Annotated in this window: 14 protein-coding genes, 2 pseudogenes and 1 riboswitch; of the genes and pseudogenes, 13 read left to right on the forward strand and 3 right to left on the reverse strand. The window is 46.8% G+C overall.

The annotated features are described in order from the left end of the window. Positions 1–3 precede the first annotated feature (3 nt). Positions 4–983 (forward strand): annotated as a pseudogene (locus QT397_13990) (IS5 family transposase). A gap of 216 nt (positions 984–1,199) precedes the next feature. On the opposite strand, the gene QT397_13995 reads toward QT397_13990, so the two are convergent. Then, the gene (locus tag QT397_13995) at positions 1,200–1,742 is read right to left on the reverse strand and encodes a hypothetical protein (GenBank protein WNZ58402.1); all 543 of its coding nucleotides are present in this window, start codon (positions 1,740–1,742) and stop codon (positions 1,200–1,202) included. Positions 1,743–1,755: 13 nt separating this feature from the next. After that, positions 1,756–4,044, reverse strand: coding sequence for a S8 family serine peptidase (locus QT397_14000; protein WNZ58403.1), 2,289 nt, complete (start codon positions 4,042–4,044; stop codon positions 1,756–1,758). A gap of 878 nt (positions 4,045–4,922) precedes the next feature. On the opposite strand from QT397_14000, the gene QT397_14005 reads away from it, so the two are divergent. Next, on the forward strand, positions 4,923–5,072 hold the full coding sequence (locus QT397_14005; protein ID WNZ58404.1) for a hypothetical protein: 150 nt from the start codon (positions 4,923–4,925) through the stop codon (positions 5,070–5,072). A gap of 897 nt (positions 5,073–5,969) precedes the next feature. Here the strand turns inward: QT397_14005 and QT397_14010 are convergent. Then, positions 5,970–6,959: a right-handed parallel beta-helix repeat-containing protein gene (locus QT397_14010; protein ID WNZ58405.1), complete on the reverse strand. Its 990-nt coding sequence runs from the start codon at positions 6,957–6,959 to the stop codon at positions 5,970–5,972. A 1,735-nt stretch (positions 6,960–8,694) separates the two neighbouring features. Then, positions 8,695–8,843, forward strand: a riboswitch (cobalamin riboswitch). 102 nt (positions 8,844–8,945) lie between these two features. Between QT397_14010 and QT397_14015 the strand changes: the two genes are divergently transcribed. From QT397_14015 to QT397_14065, 11 genes and pseudogenes are all read left to right on the forward strand, one after another. Next, complete coding sequence (locus tag QT397_14015; GenBank protein ID WNZ58406.1) at positions 8,946–10,802, forward strand: TonB-dependent receptor; 1,857 nt, start codon at positions 8,946–8,948, stop codon at positions 10,800–10,802. A 37-nt stretch (positions 10,803–10,839) separates the two neighbouring features. Then, the gene (gene cobO / locus QT397_14020; GenBank protein WNZ58407.1) at positions 10,840–11,454 is read left to right on the forward strand and encodes a cob(I)yrinic acid a,c-diamide adenosyltransferase; all 615 of its coding nucleotides are present in this window, start codon (positions 10,840–10,842) and stop codon (positions 11,452–11,454) included. A gap of 12 nt (positions 11,455–11,466) precedes the next feature. Then, positions 11,467–12,975 carry a cobyric acid synthase gene (locus QT397_14025; GenBank protein WNZ58408.1) on the forward strand — a complete coding sequence of 503 codons (1,509 nt, stop codon included), beginning with the start codon at positions 11,467–11,469 and terminating at the stop codon, positions 12,973–12,975. Then, complete coding sequence (locus QT397_14030; protein ID WNZ58409.1) at positions 12,972–13,994, forward strand: iron ABC transporter permease; 1,023 nt, start codon at positions 12,972–12,974, stop codon at positions 13,992–13,994. The genes QT397_14025 and QT397_14030 overlap by 4 nt, the downstream gene beginning before the upstream one ends. After that, positions 13,994–14,776: a heme ABC transporter ATP-binding protein gene (locus QT397_14035; GenBank protein WNZ58410.1), complete on the forward strand. Its 783-nt coding sequence runs from the start codon at positions 13,994–13,996 to the stop codon at positions 14,774–14,776. Before QT397_14030 ends, QT397_14035 begins: the two co-directional genes overlap by 1 nt. Beyond that, positions 14,769–15,317: a bifunctional adenosylcobinamide kinase/adenosylcobinamide-phosphate guanylyltransferase gene (gene cobU, locus QT397_14040; protein ID WNZ58411.1), complete on the forward strand. Its 549-nt coding sequence runs from the start codon at positions 14,769–14,771 to the stop codon at positions 15,315–15,317. Before QT397_14035 ends, cobU begins: the two co-directional genes overlap by 8 nt. A gap of 21 nt (positions 15,318–15,338) precedes the next feature. Next, positions 15,339–16,381 (forward strand): annotated as a pseudogene (cobT, locus tag QT397_14045) (nicotinate-nucleotide--dimethylbenzimidazole phosphoribosyltransferase). Next, entirely contained in the window at positions 16,371–16,976 is a 606-nt protein-coding gene (cobC, locus tag QT397_14050; protein WNZ58412.1) for an alpha-ribazole phosphatase family protein, read from the forward strand. Before cobT ends, cobC begins: the two are co-directional and overlap by 11 nt. Beyond that, positions 16,960–17,112 (forward strand): hypothetical protein, encoded by a 153-nt coding sequence (locus QT397_14055; GenBank protein WNZ58413.1) that lies wholly within the window; start codon positions 16,960–16,962, stop codon positions 17,110–17,112. Before cobC ends, QT397_14055 begins: the two co-directional genes overlap by 17 nt. Continuing rightward, on the forward strand, positions 17,109–17,792 hold the full coding sequence (locus tag QT397_14060) for an adenosylcobinamide-GDP ribazoletransferase (GenBank protein WNZ58414.1): 684 nt from the start codon (positions 17,109–17,111) through the stop codon (positions 17,790–17,792). The genes QT397_14055 and QT397_14060 overlap by 4 nt, the downstream gene beginning before the upstream one ends. A 30-nt stretch (positions 17,793–17,822) precedes the next feature. Beyond that, positions 17,823–18,716, forward strand: a complete 894-nt coding sequence (locus QT397_14065) for a cobalamin-binding protein (protein WNZ58415.1) — start codon at positions 17,823–17,825, stop codon at positions 18,714–18,716. The last annotated feature ends 52 nt before the right edge of the window (positions 18,717–18,768 follow it).

Genomic DNA, 18,768 nt, shown 5'->3' on the forward strand with positions numbered 1-18,768 from the left:
ATCATGCACCAAGTCACCTTTGCCGAAGCAGAATATAAGCTAAAGCGTCGTATAACTCGCCGAGAGAAGTTTCTTTCTCAAATGGAAACCCTCGTCCCATGGCAGCGACTAGAAGCTCAGATCACTCCTTGTTACCCACAAGGTAAACGTGGCCGACAGCCATATCCATTGAGTGTCATGCTTCGTATTCATTGCATGCAGCTATTTTACAATCTCAGTGATCCCGCTATGGAAGATGCACTGTATGAAATTGAATCCATGCGTAGTTTTGCTGGATTGACTTTGAGTAGCCCAATTCCCGATGAAACAACGATTCTTAACTTTCGCCACTTACTGGAGCTCAATCAGCTAGGTGCAGCTCTTTTTGATGAAATCAACAAACACCTTGCTGAGAATGGGATGGTACTGCGTGAAGGCACGATTGTAGATGCCACTATTATCTCTGCGCCAACTTCAACTAAGAATGAAAAGAAAGAACGTGACCCGGAAATGCATCAAACAAAGAAAGGCAATCAGTGGCATTTTGGGATGAAAATGCATATCGGGGTTGATGATGTGCTCGGAGTAATACATAGCATAGATACAACAGCAGCGAATTCGCATGATGTCACAACCACAGAGCGAGTTCTCCACGGGGAGGAGAAAAGAATCTGGGGAGACTCTGGGTACATTGGTGCGGAGAAACGTGAAGAGTTGAAAGAGCGGGAGGCGGATTGGTATATAGCAATGAAGCCGAGCAAGCTAAAAACTCTTCCAGGGCGTGATGCACTCCGTAAAGCGGAAAAGATCAAGGCGCAGATAAGAGCGAAGGTCGAGCACCCCTTCCGCTACATCAAACGGGTATTTGGTTATGACAAGGTCCGCTATCGGGGACTGGTAAAAAATACTGAGAGGCTGTGCTTACTGGCAGGCTTTACCAACTTATTAATAGGGAGAAAATACTTGGCTGCCTAGGGGTGGTTCGCCTGAAACCCACCTATTGAGGGTTTCAGATGAAAAATTAGGGGACTATTACGCGAAAATTACGCGTTTGTGCGTAATAAAGTGAATTTTTCAAGCAGCTCAGCTTAATTCTGGAAAAATGCTTCGTTGATCAGAGGATCCCTAGATCTTAATCCGGGGATTTTATAAAAGGCATCACCTAGAAGGTGACGCCTTTTATATCAGAGTCAGAAATAAATATTTAAATTGAGTTTTAACTATTGTGCTTCATTTATGGTCTCTGTAACTTCCACTCGGCTTTCAATAGCTAGGCCAGATTCTTTAATTACATTAAAGGCTTCCAGTAAATCATTGCCTTCTTTAACTTTCAGGATGGCAATGTCAGTACCAGGAAATACTGATAACACTTCCATGTTAGCTACAGAGGCTACTTCTGATGCGCTTACATTTTTGTCTAGTAAAATTGTTATATTGCCAGTTAATGTTGTTAACTCATTAGTCATAGTGTTTCGTACTACCGTACCTTTGCCAACAACATCAGTTGTAGAGTCGTCAGCAATATCCACTATAGCCATTTCACCTTTTGTTGAAACAATACGTTCTGGCGCAGCAATCGCTGTGGGGACGCTTGACAGTGATCTTTCGATTTTAAAGATGCCAAAATCAGCAGTGCTAGTTCTTAGCTTTGTGACCTTGATCTCTTTGCTTTCTACATTTAACTCTTTGTCAATATCGCTAGCTTGTACTATGCCAGATAAACATACCGCAGCTGTTAGTGTCATTAATATATTAAGCTTCATTGTGTTGTCCTTCTTATTGTACAGCGCGTCCAAAGGTTCTTAGTGATACTCCCTCTAACACACTTTCAACTGGATTATTGATAAGGCCGGTAGCCCCCCAGTAGTTATCTGTATTTGAGAAATCGATATTTGTTTCACCGGTATCTAATGCTCTGATAGTCCAGGTTCCTTTAGCATTTTCCCCGTAGAAGGCATTAGAAAGAAGCACGGCACCATCTAAAATATAGCCATAGCTATATCCAGTTTCAAAGCTGTAAGAGGCATCTAGTAACGCCTGTTTAGAAGAAAGTAAAACACTTCTAGTACCTGAAGGAGAAACTACCTCAAGAGCCAAATCGTTACCAGCTGATGTCAATAGGCTATCATTTAATATAGCGCCCATGTGGTCATTGCGAACAACAAATTCGAACTGCATTGCTTCGATAATAATGTCTTCAGTCACTTCGATTTGCTGGCTAATACCTGTTGCGCTATTGTCTGGAATTGTTGCTCCCAGTGCTGAATCACTGATGGTTGAGCCTACTCCTTGCCAATCAGTGACAATTTGCTCACCAAGATTCTCTGAGTAGCTTAAAGCCATAGCAACAGCTGCACCTGCATCAACGCGACCAAAGCCATACAAATTGTTAAAGTAATAACCAGCAGCGTTTTCAATCCAGCCATCATGAGCAACAAAAGTTCCTTCTCCAATCGTAAGCTCAACTTTTGCATCTTCTGTATCAATTACAGTACTTGTCGAGGCCAGGATGTGCCTGACATCTCGCCAAGTCAGCTCTGGATTTGCAGATAGGATCAGAGACACAACACCTGATGCGTTTGGCGCAGCAGAAGATGTTCCATTGAAGGTTGAGGTATAGTTACAGCTTGCATTCTCTGGGTGGCCCGGATAGTTGAATGGGAATTGGCTGGCTGCGAAGTCCTCACCGTAGTATTCACTCCAGGCGCTTATTGTCCCACCATTAAATCCAGAATAACCATTAATGCATGTCATTTGATCCGTGGTTACCATGGCGGGAGCGTAGCGACCAAACTCTCCTGCAGGAGCTGATACCATCATGCTTGCCCCGGCTGTCGAGTAGCTCGTATGCTTTCCGTTAGCGTTTACTGCTGCAACATTCAGGTAATAAGGGTGACCGTGACTGGGCTGGAATGCAGAGTTGTAACAGGTTAGACCCAGCTCATTGGCCCCATTATCAGCGCATAATGAGCCCTCACCACGGCCGTCCTCAAAAGAGTTGCCACTTGACTTCATGTTCAAAGCGCCTTTTCCGCTTCGAAGAGTAAGGTTGGGGTAAGACTCAATGGCTTCATCTAAAGCAGAGTAAGCAATAGAAGCTGGGTAGGTAATACCATAGCTGCGGTTAAACGCTGAAATTTCCTCATCTATAGAAATACCACTACCAGGAAATCCGTGCGCCAATAGATCAGTTTGCTCTATTTTATCACTACCTAAGTAGTTCATGCCGATAAGCCCAGTATCTGGGGCCACCCCACGGCTACCTATATTGTTCCAGCCTTTAGCTGCGATGAGACCGGCAACACTAGTACCATGATCTCCGCTATTGGATAGGCTTGTCGGGTCTGTTCTGTCAGCTGCTGATTCATCTAGGTTGAGAGAGCGATTTGCCAGCACGTTATCGATCAGATCTTCATGGCGAATTTCTAAGCCTGAATCCACAACAACAGCCGTTACGCCTGCACCAGTTACACCTTGAGAGTATGCTGCTAAAACATTCATATCTTCGCCGGCAACTAGCTCTTCAGCTTCAGCTTCTTCAAATCTGTCATCAGCTTCCGCAGCTGTATAAATCTCTAAATCTACAAGGCCTTGCTTCATTTCATCGCTGAGGGAGTAAGCTTTTTGGCCTGTGTTTCGTAAGTGCCATTGCTGATAGGCTAAAGGGTCGTTTGCGACATTTGTTATTTCAATTGTCGCAGAGGCAGATGCACTATTTGCGGTTACCGTATAACCAATTGAAACCTCTTCCCCCGAGAATGAAGTATATTCAAATTCATTGCCATCTAATGTCATCTGACCATGACTGAATGTATAGATACCCTCAACTGACTCGATAGACTCATCACCCTCATAAAAACTATAGGTTAAAGAATCCCCATCTTGATCGTACCCTTGTAGATTACCGGATGCGGGAATCCACTGCTTTGCCCCTTTAATCGTTACATCTTTAGCGGTTGGCGGAACATCTTCAGGTTTAGACGACTTGTTATCGTTCACACACCCTGACAATGTTAATAAAAAAGCCGCTTGAATTGCAGAAAGTTTAAACATCTTTTTGTTCATTAAAAAATACCCTTTATCCCCATTATTTGTAATTTTCGGGTCCGGAAATTATAAACCACTTAAAAGTTGTTTAGCCAACAAAAATTGGTCTCTTGATTTTTGTGGAATCTAGGGTTAGCCGATCTAAACCCTGGTACCATTTGAGCTAGTTTCAGGGTTTAATCTCATGAATTAGTGATTTTTTGATAGATTTTTGGTGTTTCTAATCTCAGCTTCTCCCTATCACTTGAATGGAGTTGCGACTGAATTGGTTATGAAAAGTTGAGCTTGAATATTAATTTGTCAATTTTAAACCTTCTTCCTAAAAAGCAATTCGAAATTTGACTATCCTTTCGAGTCTGATTTTGTATCAAAAGCAATCAAATCGTTGTGATGTTATAGGTTCAAGTAAGTTATATTTGACGAGAATATAGTTTTTGTAGCCTCGAACTAATGGGGAACATTAATGTGACTTTCTTGACTTAACTTGGTGGGAGTCAAGTAAAATTTGGAAAATAACTCAAAGAAAGAATATATCTTTATGTTTTTCGTGCTACGTCTAGCTTGAGTAGAGTTAAATGACTGAATGTTGGCATTCTAGGCCAAAATATACAGTATTAATTTTATCATTTGAAGACTGCAGGTAACTAATATTAGTGGCAAGTACTTTGTCTGAAGTGGTTATCAGCAGGCATTTGCAGTGTCGTATACGGATTGGTTTGCAGGAGGAGTGCCTACAGCAAACAAAGAAGAATATATTGAGTATGCAATAATTGCTGCTGGGGTGTTTAAAGAGTAAGGGGCGTTAAAAATTGTTGAGCTCTGAGGGGGTAATGTATTGGATGGTGAAATGATCATCATTTCAGGTGCCTATAAAATGTGCAGAGAATGAAGTTGTAGTGCTCTCCTGGGTTGCTTGGTTATCCAAACATGTTCGAGATACTGGGGTGATCATAGATGACCCAAGGGTGACTTCACGGCTAAGCCCTATGTCATTTGATGGTAAAAGATTGATCTATGGTGGTTTTAATATAATTTTGGATGAATAAAGAATGTTTGTAGGTTATTGCGGAATGTCAACATTAGTGATCTAGAGCAATGTCAATAGCTTAGTTTGAGTTGCCTTTGAGGTGGTATTTTATCGTGAATTGAGTAGTGCGAAGGTTCCGTTAATGATGGATACGCAGTTATATTTGGAGTGCGGCCACACCTGAAGAGGGTGGATATATTCTGCAGCTCAGTTGGGCTTTGGGATTCTCGAAGCTGGAGGCGACTATCCACTGCCTAAAGAAAGTGAAATTTCATTTCACGATTTCGAAGCTGGTCCTAATTTCTTTAGTTTGGTATATTCGTCAAAAGCCCAATTTCGCAATGTGGTATTGTTTAGGTCCCTCCCAGAAAAATTGGGTAATCCTGGGTAATCGTATGACTATAATTCCCTCTAACCTTGCACTATTTATCCTGGTCATTTGGGGTGGATAATGTTCGGCTGGTGGCTTTAGTAGAGATGTTTCTCTCTTAAAGAGTATATGTTTGTTAAGCACTTGCCTCCTCTACGGACCTGACGACCTTGGTTACAAGTCATGCCGCCATGGTAGCCCCACGACGGACTTGTCAGGTTGGTGTTTGGGAGATGGTAGGAGTTTGTTCTCCATATCGAATGATCCGGAACATGTGGTTAGTGTTACAACTATATTGCACGGTTGTGTATTTTATTCAATGCCAGTAGATTTAGGGTGATTATTGTTATCGGTTTTATTCGGTTCATTATCGCTCTTTTGGATTTGAATGTACCTATATTTAGGGGGTAGGCTTGTCTAATATACATAACTCTGGAAGTTGCCAATCCACGGCTATTAAATTTCTTTTTTCCACTGCCTACCCCCATGATCGATCGCCCACGCTGTAAATGTAGGACTTATCTACAAGTACAGTTATTTGATACGCTAGAGAAATCGAAGACAGTCAGGGTCGGAAGTATTGGCTGTATTGGAGCTCCAAGTATTATTTAAATTAGTGCAGGTGGGATCGGCAAATGGGTCCAGCAAGTCGAAACCAACATTATCTGTAGATATATTGCCTCGAATTACATTGTCGACACTTCCTGACTGCTCTATATATATTCCCTGGTCACCATTATATTGGACTGTGTTTTGGAGGATTGTGTTGCTAGAGCCGCTGTCGGAGATCTCAATACCATCATCACCATTATTGGAGGCAATGTTTTGGGATATATAAGAGTTGTTTCCATTAATGACGATTCCGCCACCATCATTGTTTTCAGAAATATTGAATGATATGGTTGCTCCTGATCTGTTTAGATCAATTCCGTCATCGTCACTGCCTGCAGTATAATTTTGGATGATAGAGGCTGAGGCGCCATTAATTTCGATGCCTTCGTCACCTGCCCCATTAATTATATTTTGTGTTACTGTAGTGAAGTCGCCACTGGCATCTATGCCATCATCACCATCCACCCCATTACTAGTAATAATATTGCCCTGTATTAGATTGTTATTACTCTCTGCTCTGATTCCGTCATCGAGGAGAAAATTAGTGATTTGTGTGTGAAGAATTGAGTGTAAGCCGGAGCCGGCTACCAGAATGCCCCCTGGACAATTCTCTACGCTCCCACCGATAACTTGACGAGAGGTACCCTCAACCATTATACCAAATTGTCCAGTTTCTCCAGCTTCGCCGATGCATGTGATTCCGCCATCACCTGACATATACAGGTTTCCTGAGGGGCCGGTAATGGTTAAAGCGTAAGGGTTTTCTGGCGTTAACTCACATAGTAAATTTTCTGTAAGAGTGGTAGGTGAATTAATAGTATCAAAACATTCAACGGCAAGTGATTGAGGGGAAAGTATAACGGCTGAAGTGCTTACCATTAAGTAGATGGGCGCAGTCAAAGACTTAGAAAATTTGATATTCATTGATGATTTCTTCCATATAATAGGGTATGAGTGGGTTTAGTTTATCCTTGTTTTTTAGGTATCCTGAAATGGTTTTTTTAGAGTCTTCAATGCAGTTTTGTGGTTAAAGTGGACGGCTGTTATTGCAGTAACAATTCTGCTTTGTGTGGTTGTTTTTTTCAAATATTTTTTTGGAGTTTTGAGATTATTGTAATTATATTTTTTTATAAGTCTTTGGGTGTTTCCCTTGGTCTATGAGGTTAGGTTTGTCCGGGAAGTACTGGTGTTGATTTTTAATATTTATATGGAGATGTTTAGTGTCGGTTGTCCTATATAGATATTGAGAATTAGTGGGTGTAATTATCTTGTCTGATACTTGTCACCTCAGGTAATACTTTTTGAATTCCTTTAAGGTCAATACTCCGGGTAGTTTTAAGTGGCAATCTGGGTAGGGACTATGATCAAGTACTGGGAGTGATAGGCTCTAATAACCAGGTGGTTCAGTACTTCCACATGAATATCTAGGGGGTGGACAATTTTGTGATGCCTCGAAAGTCCCATAGGGAAGCCTTGAAGACCGCAGTTGCTCCACTGTGACCCTGATGGCATTCGTTGCATGCTGCGCCTAATGTCTGCGACCATCAATACCTACAATATACTGTAGAATTATTTTGAGGCCCCTATTAAAAATTGAATTATGGCGCTTTAATAATAACTTTTCCCAGTTGTATCTCCTCATTTGATTAGTGTTGTTTGACCTTCTGGTACCTTTCTGCCAATTTCGTGATCACGATTAGAGGTGCCTTATGCCCTGAATTGGCTAAGAAGGTTAAACGGGGTGTCCGGAAATCCGTCGCTGACCAAGCAATAGTGATCCACTCAGTATTTTGAGTGTTAAGCCTAATACCGGCCTCCTTTTTTAAATATAATGGAATGGAGTGCTACCATCTTGCAATGCAATCTTTCGTGCTTTGGCTCTATATCATGTTCTCACTGGAATAGTTGACAAAAATGTAATTACTCATAATGGAGGTGGCTGTAATCTCCATAAATAAAATGCATCTTCGATGTTTTCATTGTTTCGCCAATGTACCGATAAATGTTTCTCGGATTGGATTGCAGTATTTGATAATAATTATAGGGAGTGGCTTATTAATTGCTCCTTTTTAAAGCTGTATTTAATTGCTTATTAATATATTTTGCCTGTAGCTGATGGCCTCTTGTTCGTAGAATGCTGCCAGGATAGGAGCAGGTATGGTTAGTGTTTCAAGCAGGGAAAGTACGTCTGACTCGCGAGTTAATATACTCAGGGGTACTTTTATTAATCTATTTGCTAAAATAGTTACCTGGTTTAGCCGAGCTCTGAACTTAGGCTGACGTGATTTTTATATTTTTGTAGGAAAGGGGCTGATAGGTACGAGTTTGAGTGCTGAATAATGGTTATTTAACGATCATGCTTGAAAGTATTCGCTTAGGCAGCGGATAAAATTTGTGATCACCCTGAGTAATAATCGTGCTTGCAAAGAAAAACCTCTCATATTTTTGTCTATATCCTCCTTTCTTCGTGGGTTAATTATTATTGAGTGTTATCTCAAAAAAATCTCGCTAATGGTTAAATAACTCGAATAAGTTGATGTATCTAAAATTGGAGGAACTGCCCCCCTCGAATGGCTCCAGAGCAAGGTGTCTAATGACTTATGACGTGAAAGTTAATCTTTTTTGGCTTCTGTTGACTTTCCGGTACCTTTCCACTAGTTTCGCGATCACGATTAGAGGTGCCTTCTGCCCTGAATTGGCTGAGAAGGTTAAACGGGAAGTCCGGAAATCCGGCGCTGCCCCCGCAACGGTGATCCACCTGTATTCTGAGTGGTAAGCCCGATACCGGCCTCTTTTCTAAACACGATGGAGCGGAGGGCTACCATCTTGCAATACGATCTTTCGCGCTTCGGCGTGCCGCATTGCTATTCCTCCCTCGATCCCATGTGCTTTTGTCTTAGGGGTTGAAACTTGAAAAAATCTATATTGAGCCTGGCTGTACTGTCAGCCGTGAGCGCGCCGTCTTTTGCTGAATCCACTGTTACCGAATCTTCAATTCCAGACCTGGAAACCGTGGTTGTTGTGAGCTCCCGTCAGGGCGAGCCGCTGCGCCAGGTAGCTACTTCAGTAACTGTATTGGATGAAGAGCAGCTAAAAGAGCGGGGATTGGTGTCCCTTGCCGATGTTTTGCGCAGTGTGCCTTCCGTGTCTGTTACCAATACAGGGGGTATGGGCAAGACAACCTCCTTAAGGGTACGTGGAGAGTCCGGTTTCAGAACCTTGGTCCAGATAGACGGTATCGACATTTCTGACCCAACCGGTACCCAGGCAGGGGCTCATATTGAACATATTATGAGCAGCAACTTGCAGCGCGTGGAATTATTACGCGGTCCACAAGGTATGCTCTACGGAGCCGATGCCGGTGGTGTACTGGATATCTCGACTCGTCGCGAGGGAGAAGGGCAGCGCTTTGAGGTGTCAGCTGAGGGCGGTAGCTTCGATACTGAACGCTACAATGCCAGCGCTAGCGGAGCCAATGAAGCACTGGATTATTTTGTTTCTGCAGCGGCGGCAGAAACCGATGGTTTTAATACCAGTAGTTATGACACGGAATTGAGAGATGACGACGGTTACGATAATGAAACCTTGCATGGCCGTGTAGGTTGGAATATTTCTGAGCAGTGGCGACTTGAGGCTGTGGCGCGGGATACCGATGCTTCAGGTGAGTATGATCGCTGCGGCTGGCCCTCTCAGGATGATTGTAACTTTGATTTCAGCCAGGAAAGTGTTCGTGTCAGCTTAGCTCATAAAGGCGAAGATGGTCAGCAGGAGTTGGCTTATACACGTTCTGATTTGCAGCGTACCTATATCAGTGAAGGCGTGCCCTTTTATGAAGCGGAAGGTGATATCGAAAAGTTGAACTTCACCGGTTCCTACGGGTTTAGTCGCGAACATGGAATGGTCTACGGGGTAGAGCACCGTGAAGATACTTCGGGAGACCTGGATCGGGATCAGTGGGCAGTTTATTCCGAATATCAGGGAAGCTATGCCGATCAGGCTTATATCACCCTTGGCCTTCGCCATGACAATAACTCTGATTTTGGCAGCTACAACAGCTTCCGCGCCAGCTCAGCCTATTTATTTGAGGATGTTGCCAACGGTACGGTAAAAATAAAAAGTAGTTACGGCACTGGCTTCCGTGCCCCGAGCTTATATGAAGTTGACTACAACGCTACCGCATTCGACTGGTTAACTTTTACTCCATTAGAGTTGCCGTCTCTTAAGCCGGAAGAGAGCCGAGGCCTGGATCTTGGTGTTGAATACTTTGGTGAAAACTCTCTCTACCTGGAGTTCGTACTGTTTAAACAGGTCATTGAGAATGAAATCGGATTCGATATGGTCGACTACACAGGTTACCTGCAAAGCAGTGGAGAAAGCGTGTCCCAAGGCGCTGAGTTTGTTGTCGAAGCGCAATTGACTGACAGTCTATTGCTCTCTGCCAATTACACCTACACCGATGCTGAAGAAGCCGATGATTCTCCCCGAGCCCGCAGTCCCAAGCACTTGGCGAATCTCGGCTTCACTTATAAGCCTACTAGTGACTTGAGCCTTGTTATGAACCTGCGTTCCAGTGCGGATGTGGTAGATAGCGATGGCTCTTCGCTGGATGATTATCAAGTGCTGGATGCCAGTGTCCGTTATCAGCTGAACAACGCCACGACGGTATTTGTTCGCGGTGAAAACCTTACCGACGAAGATTATGTGGAAGTCACTGGCTATAACACTGCGGGCCTCGCCGGTTATGCTGGTGTGGAATTCAGCTTCTAAAGCACTTTCTTTTATAGGTTCTTGAACTGAGGTGGCCATGTCGGAAGACGAGCAGAAACGAAATTCCAAGCACAAGCAGGCAATGCAAAAACACAAGGAGAAGGTTGATGCCAACATTGCAGCAGCCGATATCCAGCGTGGAGTTGCTGTCCTGCTCACCGGAAATGGCAAAGGGAAGTCGAGCTCAGCTTTCGGCATGGTGATACGCGCACTGGGTTACGGGCAGAAAGTGGGTGTGGTGCAATTTATTAAAGGCGCACAGCAATCTGGGGAAGAGCTTTTCCTTAAAAACCATTGCCCGGAAGTTACTCTCTATCAAATGGGCACCGGCTTTACCTGGAATACTCAGGATCGCACCAGCGATATTGCTGCTGCAGAGAGAACCTGGGCAGAGGCAGAAAAAATGCTCACCGATACCACCTATGACTTAGTGGTGTTGGACGAACTCACTTATATGCTCGCTTACAAATACCTGGATGAGTCCAAAGTATTGGAGACTCTAGCCCAGCGGCCACAGGAACAGAGTTTGGTGGTGACTGGTCGAGGTGGTGGTAGTGCGCTACAGGAGCTAGTGGATACGGTATCTGAAGTGAAAGATGTTAAGCATGCTTTTAAAGCGGGCATCAAAGCCCGCAAAGGCGTAGATTACTAGGTTGTTTTCACTATGTCCGTGTTGATGGTTCAGGGCACGACTTCCGATGCCGGCAAGAGTACTTTGGTGGCCGGGCTCGCTCGTTATTTTTCCCAGCGCGGAGTCAGTGTCGCACCTTTTAAACCGCAAAATATGGCACTCAATAGTGCTGTTACGGTGGATGGTGGTGAGATAGGGCGGGCACAAGCGTTGCAGGCCCAGGCCTGTGGGATCGACCCCCACAGCGATATGAACCCGGTGTTACTTAAGCCCGCTTCAGATACCGGGGCTCAGGTTATTATCCAGGGTAAAGTGCTGGGGAATATGCAGGCGCTGGATTACCACCACTACAAAGCTACCGCGCAAAATGCAGTGCTGGACTCCTTCGCACGGCTCGATGATCAATATGAGTTGGTGTTAGTTGAAGGGGCTGGCAGCCCGGCAGAAATTAACCTGCGGGAAAACGATATTGCCAATATGGGCTTTGCCGAGGCCGTTGATTGCCCGGTTGTACTGATTGCCGATATCGATCGCGGAGGCGTGTTCGCCCACTTGGTAGGCACCCTCGAATTGCTGTCTTCCTCAGAGCGAGAGCGTGTCGTTGGTTTTGTGATCAACCGCTTTCGTGGCGATCTGCAATTACTTCAGCCGGGGCTCGACTGGTTAGAGGAGTATACGGGCAAGCCAGTTCTCGGAGTCTTACCTTATCTCCATGACCTCTACCTTGACGCGGAGGATGCCATTAGCACCCAACAGAGCGGTGCTGATGCTCGATTGAAAGTGGTAGTGCCGTTATTGCCGCGCATAAGCAATCATACAGATTTTGATGCGCTGAGGTTGCATCCGGATATCGATCTGCAATTTGTCAGTGTCCGTGAACCAGTCCCACAGTGCGACTGGATTATTCTTCCCGGCAGTAAAAATGTGCGGGCAGACTTGGCTTACTTAAAAGAAAACGATTGGCCTGCACAGTTGGATCGGCATCTGCGCTATGGCGGCAAACTAGTGGGTATTTGCGGTGGTTTGCAAATGCTGGGGAGCGAGGTACAGGACCCGGATGGGGTAGAGGATACCCCGGGCAACGAACCGGGCTTGGGTTATCTGGATTTCACAACTCGATTGCAACCAGTCAAAGCACTGAAAAATATTACCGGCTTTTTAGCTTTGGAAAATGAAGTAAAAGAAGCTACTCCTGTTCAGGGCTACGAAATCCACTGTGGTATAACAGAAGGTGTAGCTCTGCAAACTCCAGCGGTATATATCTGTGATAAAGACGGAAATTCCAGGCCTGATGGTGCAATAAGTGCTGATGGACAGATATTCGCGACCTACGTGCATGGGCTGTTCGATTCACCCGAAGCGCTGAGCGCACTTTTTGCCTGGGGTGGGTTGAAAGACTCTACGCCGCTGGATGTGGGTGAACAGCGGCAGCAACAATTGGACAGGCTGGCTGAGACTATTGCCGAGAATATCCAGGGAAACTGGCTCGAGCAATTTGAGGGAGCTAGGGAGACGGCAGTGCTGCAAGAGGATACCCAGTGACTGTTGCCCGTATCAAAGCATTAAATATTGCCTGGTGGTTACTGCCTGCAGCACTTGCCCTGAGTTTTTCTGCTGCCGTTGCTATAGGTGCAGTGTATCTCTCACCCTCACAACTAATTGCCGCGATCAGTGGTCAGGGCGATGGTGGACTCGCTGGGGATATTGTTCAGGTAATACGATTGCCAAGGGCGCTGTTGGCCGCTGGAGTGGGTGCTGTGCTCGCCATCTGCGGGGCAATGTTGCAAGGCTTATTTCGAAACCCTCTAGCTGACCCATCCCTGATTGGTGTTACCGCAGGGGCTTCTCTCGGTGCTTGTTTGGCCATCCTGCTAGGAGCGGAGGTTGCCGCTGCGTTTGGGAGTTTGCCCGTTGTATCCATAGCTGCTTTTTTCAGCGGCCTTTTAGCGGTGACACTGGTCTACAAAGTGGCGAAAAGTATTAATGGCACTTCCGTGGCCACCATGTTGCTAATGGGGATTGCCGTTACCGCTTTTTCCGCAAGCCTGATCGGGCTAATGGAGTACTTTGCTGATAATGACACACTGCGCCGTATGAGCCTGTGGCTAATGGGGGGGCTGGATGCAGCGAGCTATCCTCGCGCTTTTCTGGTTTTGGCCGTGCTGGGCGTTTTGCTTGCCAGTATGTCCCGCTTCGGCACCTCACTAAATGTTCTTTTATTGGGAGAATCCCAGGCACGGCACCTCGGTATTGATGTGGAGCGGGTAAAAACCCGTTTGATAGTGCTTGTTGCGGCTGGAGTGGGCACTTCGGTTGCTGTAGCCGGCAGTATAGCTTTTGTGGGGCTGGTAGTGCCCCATATAGTGCGTTTGTGGGTAGGACCTGATCACCGGCAACTGTTGCCGCTTTCTGCCCTGGCTGGAGCCAGTTTATTACTAGTTTCCGATACCCTGGCACGAACCATTATTGCCCCGGTGGAGATCCCGGTAGGGCTGATTACCGCACTGATTGGGGTGCCTTTTTTTGTTTCCTTGTTGCGTAAAAGCAGGGGGGCAATTTAATGGCTCTGCTACAGGTGGAGGGAGTTGCGGTTAGTGTCGATAATCGGCCGCTGTTGCAAGATATCAACCTGGAGGTAGATGTCGGCGAGCTAGTTTGTGTGATTGGCCCCAATGGCGCGGGTAAGTCGACTCTGCTGCGTGCCCTGTGCGGCGAAGTCAGGATGGATTCCGGGCAGGTCCACTTTAAAGGCAGTCCTTTTGCAAAGTTGTCCGCCCGCAATCGAGCCAGGCAAGTTGCCGTCCTGCCGCAAAATAACCCACTGACATTTGCCTTTACCGGGCTGGAACTGGTCGCCCTCAGTCGAACTCCGCATTCCACTGGCACTGACCGGGACCGAGAAATCTGCCTGGAAGCCATGGCAGCGCTGGATGTCAGTCATTTGTCTGGGCGCCTGTACCCAACATTATCCGGCGGCGAGCAGCAGCGCTTGCAACTGGCTCGGGTGATGGCCCAGGTCTGGCGGGCAGAGGATGGGGGAAAGCGGCTCCTCTTATTAGATGAGCCCGCTGCCAGCCTGGATATTGCACACCAATATGGAATGATGAGAGCGGTAAGAGACTTCGCGCGAAGTGGCGTAGCTGTGGTAATGACGGTCCATGATCTGGCCCATGCCAGCGGCTATAGCGACAGAATCCTCGCCTTAAAGCAGGGGCGCAGTATGGCCTACGGAAATCCAGAGGATGTATTGACTGCGGAGAATATGCAGCAGCTTTACGGCTACAGTGTCACGGTGATGCCACACCCGGTAACCGGTAAATCCCTGGTGATTGCCGATGTCTAGTTCCATTGGTGTGCATCTGGTACTAGGAGGCGCACGCAGTGGAAAAAGCCGGCTCGCGCAACAGCGAGCGGAGCAGTGGCTAAGCAGCAGTAGCGATGGTGGACTTACCTACCTGGCAACGGCTACCGCGGGCGATCAAGAAATGTCTACCCGTATTGCTCGACATCGGGAAGACCGGGATCATCGCTGGCAGACCTTGGAAGAACCTATTGCACTGGCAGAGGCTCTGGTTACAGCTCCTGAGTCCCACTGTGTACTGGTGGACTGCCTCACTTTGTGGTTGAGCAACTGTCTTCATCAGGGCGTTTTGGAACGTGAGCAAGGGGCGCTTCTGCAATGTATCGATCAGAGGCGTACTCTCGCTAACGGTAATACCCCACCTTGGATTTTTGTCAGTAATGAAGTCGGTTCGGGTATTGTGCCCCTTGGGCAGTTATCGCGGGAATTTGTGGATGCGGCAGGTTGGCTTCATCAGGCATTAGCCGAGCGAGCTGATAGCGTCACCTTGGCAATTGCTGGTTTGCCGCTCACTGTAAAGTAAAATTACCTGAAACTGATAATGATGACAGATGAACTCAGTTGGCTCGATAAGCCTGCACCAATCCCTGACCAGAGTGCTCGCAATGCTGCGATTGCCCGCCAGAAGCAATTGATTAAGCCGCAAGGCGCACTCGGTCGGCTCGAGAGTATTGCCGTAGATTTCGCCGGATTCCAGGGAGGGAGCAACCCCTACTGAATAATTTGTCGGTGCGGGTATTCGGTGCTGATCACGGTATTGCAGCCCAGGGAACTTCCCGATTTCCTCAGGCAGTCACTTCTGTAATGCTGAAACTATTCTGCGAGGGTGGGGCGGCTATCAATGTATTGAGCCGCGAACAGAATGCTGACTTTGCCGCAATTAATCTGGGTTGTGTGGCCCCCGCTGAACACCCGGACCTGATTGATGAAGTTATAGCTCCCTCTACTGCGGACTTCTCCCAAGGTAACCCAGCTATGACCCAAGCGCAGCTGGCTCTTGCTCTTGATGCCGGTCGCCGTCAGTCTACCGATGCAGATTGTTTTATTGGTGGTGATATGGGTATTGGCAATACCACTTCCGCCGCTGCCATGTTTGCTGCCCTTTTTGAGCTAGAGGTTGGCAACATTACAGGGCGAGGAACAGGTATCGACGATGCAGTGCTCGCCCGCAAGGTGGAACTGATCGAATTTGCCTTGGAGCAGCATCGGGCAGCGCTGGGCTCGCCACTTGTTATTTTGCAAACTTTTGGTGGCTTTGAGATTGCAGCCTTAACAGGAGCGTTTGTCGCCAGTGCCCAGCGAGGTGTCCCTGTATTAGTTGATGGTTTTATGGCGACTGCTGCGGCAGCTATTGCCGGTGCTATTAATCCGTCAGTGAAACCCTGGTTGCTCTACGCCCATCTCTCTGACGAGTCTGGTCACAAACTAGCCTTCGAGTGCCTGGGGGTGAAGCCATTGCTGAGCTTCAATATGCGCCTTGGCGAAGGCACAGGTGCAGTGTTGGCCATCAGTATTATCAAGCAAGCGCTGAACCTGCATAACAAAATGTTCACGTTCAGTGAGGCAGGAGTGCCAGTTGCGGATTGATCTTTTACGACACGGTGCCTGCGAAGGTGGAAATATTTTTCGCGGCCAGATCGATGTGCCCCTAACCAGTGAGGGTAGGGAGCAGATGTTGCGAGGGCTTGCCGAACTCGATGGCTCCTGGGACCGGATTGTTACTTCACCCTTACAACGTTGCCAACGCTTTGCTGCCCAGCTTGCCCGAGAGAAAAAACTGCCGATAACTGAAGTTCCTGATATCCGGGAAATTGGTTTCGGGGACTGGGAGGGGCAGTCAGTCGATAAGATCTGGACTGAGCAACGAGCACTGTGTGAAGCCTGGGGGCGTGACCCGGAAAAGCACGCACCGCCGGGAGGTGAGCCCTTTCCCGTATTTCGATCCAGAGTTCTTCAAGCTATTGATAATCTAGCCCAGCAATACTCGGGAGAGTCCCTGCTGCTCATTACTCACGGTGGCGTTATCAAGTTGTTGCTCGCATATGCGAATAACTGGCTTCCAGTGAAAATGATTTCACTGCAAGTTAATTACGGGTTTGCCGCATCGCTGAGATACGACTCGGACAATAAGACCTTTACCGTTTCCTACCCAGAGCAGTCAGCTTATGTTTATTGCCCGTAAGTTGTACAACCTATCCCAAGCATTTCTGTATGCGCTGGTGTTTCTTACCCGGCTGCCGGTGGCGGGATTGCTGCGGGAGGTGGACAAGGAAACGGTGAAGCGGTCGATATATTTTTACCCCTGGTTGGAGTGGTGATTGGTGTACTGTTATCCGGGGCCGCCTACCTTTTGGCTCCTTTAGGTACTCAGTTGCAAGCCGCAATACTATTGGGTTTCTGGGTGGTCCTGACAGGTGCACTACACCTCGACGGCCTTGCTGACTGTACTGATGCCTACTTTGCTGGACATAAGTGTGCCGATCCTGAAGAACAACGTCAGCATATTTTGAGGGTAATGCACGATCCCCGCTGCGGCTCTATTGCGGTAGCGGCTGTTGTTGTTTTCCTACTGATAAAGTTCGCTGCAATTGCAGCCCTGCTAGAGCTAATAAACCCGGTAACAAAAGATGCTTGGGTCTATCTGCCGTTGGTGCTCTCACCTATGCTAGCCAGGGCTGCGGCCCTGGCTTTAATGGGAATTTCACAATACGCACGTGGTGAAGGCCATGTACCGCCCTCTGGCTCCGAACACCGATGGGACCTATTGCCGGTAGTTGCAATCGTAGTTGCTATTGGATGTTTAGCGGCGCCAATACCCATTGCCATAGGCATCGTCTGTAGTTTGATTGCCCTGGTTTTATTCTGGCGTCGCCTGTGGGATAAGGCTATTGGTGGTTATACCGGCGATTGTTTGGGCGGTTTGGTCGAGATAAGTGAGTTGTCGATATTGATTTTATGGGTGGCAGTGGTTGCCAATGTGAGTTACGGAGCTGTTTAGAAGCTCCTTAGTTATAGTCGAGTTAAAGAGATGTCTCGAAGCAGTATTGTCCGTGTTGTTTTAACCTTGAACCTGTTATTGGTGAGTAATACTTGGGCGGATGATTCCGTGCGGGTAAAAGATGCCCGTGGCCAATGGGTTGAACTGCCTGCACCAGCAGAGCGTATTGTTGCGCTAGCGCCAAATATCGTGGAGAACTTTTACAGTGCCGGGGCAGGGGATAAGCTAATTGCTGCGGTAAGCTACAGTGACTACCCCGAGCAAGCCAAGCAATTACCGGAGATAGGTAACTATAAAGCGGTAAACTATGAAAGTTTACTATTGCTAAATCCTGACTTGATTGTTGCCTGGGGATCGGGAAATGGCGATCAGATGATTAATAAACTGGAGGATCTCGGTTTTACAGTTTTCGTATCTGAATCTCACACTCTTGAAGATATCGCTGTGAATGTAAAGCGCTTCGGTAAACTTGCAGGTACAAGTGACTATGCAGATAAATCTGCCGGAGAGTGGCTTGAGCGACTGAATCAAATACAGCTTAGCCATAAGGACCTGGATTTAGTCAGTGTTTTTTATCAGGTTTGGAATGAGCCACTGCAAACACTTAATGGCGACCACCTGATTAGCGATGTTATTCAAACTTGTGGCGGCCGTAATATATTTGCCGATGCATTGGTATTAGCACCGAAGATTAGTATTGAGTCTGTACTCGATAGAGACCCGAGAGTAATTATCGCCAGCGGCATGGGAGAAGAGCGGCCAGATTGGTTGGATGCCTGGGAAGCATACCCAAGAATTAATGCAGTTAAAGAGGGAAACCTGTTTCATGTACCACCGGATATCATCCAGCGACATACTTTTCGGGTGCTGGATGGTATGGAGATGGTTTGTGATGATTTGAATCGGGTGAGAAGAAGCGGTTAGTTTTTCTGCTTATCAGCAGGAAGACTCAGTCGCAGCGTATTATTTTGTAGAT

The organism is Microbulbifer sp. MKSA007 (genome assembly GCA_032615215.1).
In the GTDB taxonomy this organism is placed as follows: Bacteria; Pseudomonadota; Gammaproteobacteria; order Pseudomonadales; family Cellvibrionaceae; genus Microbulbifer.